Genomic DNA, 1380 nt, shown 5'->3' with positions numbered 1-1380 from the left:
CGCCAGGAAAATCGGCAGCCCATTTTCGGCCGGTTTAACCCCGATTCACCCAGGCATGCTTCTTTTGTAGCTGATGTGCAGGACTATCTGAAGGGTGGTGGCCGCTCTGCTATTGTTAAGCACCTGAAAAAGGTTGCGCCAGGGAGCCTCCCGTCGCGAGACCATCTAACTGGGGTGCTCCCTGCCGAAGACGTGGATCTTTTGGCAAGGTTCCGGCTCGACGCCGAGCAGTGCAACATCGCCACCAAAGGGTCCGTCGACAACATCCTTTCCGGATTTAGGCAGTTTGCGCTGTGGCTCCAAGACAACGACAAGGACCCTCTGGCCTCTCAGTTGCGAGGCGGTTCAGTGGATAAGCAAATTTCGGAGTATCGGGCGCTGGGGAGGGACCCCCGGAACGCCCTTAAAACGACTCTGGCTGATCTCCGGCGGTCCTTGCCTGGGCCTGAAGACGCCGAAGGGCTTCAACCCCGTGGCATTGGGCGCCCCCGTCAACTGGCTCCTCATCCCGAAGACGCCCCCTTGATCGAGGGCGCGCTCGGCCAAACGTTGAAAGATCTTGGAGCCGCGACTGCGGAGCAGAGGATATCTGCGCAAGCGCGGGCTAGACGTCTTCGTGGGCTAAGTGATTGGCTTCAAAGCAAGGGCAAGGGGAGCATAGCTGGCCGACTAAACGGCTCTAAGCAGGACCAGTTAAGGCTGGAGGGCGATGTGGTAGCGTTCCAACGGACTGGAAAAAAAAGAGTCTACTTTTCCGATTTGTCGCATCTTCGGAACTACCAAAAGCTAGTCGAGGCGAATCGAGACCTGCGGCTGCAAGCAGCTGAGCAGTCGGCTTTGCCAGCAGTGCTGGACGCTGGACGGCCCAGCTCTTCGCAGGAGCTCCCCGCGACCGCGCAGAGCGAGGGCGCCGGGGCTTTCTTAAGCGAGGCGATGCAAGAATCCGCGTCACCATCAAATGCCAAGGCGCCCCCAGGGGTCTACCAGGTAATCCCGCCGCAAGCCGATTTGCGCGATGATGCTCACTTTGCGCCGGCGCACTCTGCCGGGGCTCGCTCAGGCACCTTCGGCGGCCTTCAGTCTTTTGTCGACCTGAATGCACCCACACCGTCCGATTTGCGTGATGATGCTCACTTTGCACCGGCGCACTCTGCCGCGGTCCGCTCAGGCACCTTCGGCGGCCTTGAGCCTCTTGTCGACCTGAATGCGCCCACACCGTCCGATTTGCGCGACGACGCGCACTTTGCACCGGCGCACTCTGCCGGGGCTCGCTCAGGCACCTTCGGCGGCCTTCACTCTTTTGTCGACCTGAATGCGCCCACACCGTCCGATTTGCGTGATGATGCTGATTCTGCACCGGTGCGTCGGCGCGGGGGGCAG

The 1380-nt window shown here is 60.8% G+C and carries 1 pseudogene; it reads left to right on the top strand.

What is annotated here, in order from left to right:
* Nucleotides 1-1380: pseudogene (locus tag ACWGS9_RS34855) on the top strand (hypothetical protein); the annotation flags it as partial.

This window comes from Mesorhizobium sp. Arg314 (assembly GCF_053714275.1).
Note: the sequence above shows the minus strand (reverse complement) of the source record. Positions and strands in the feature narration are given on the sequence as shown.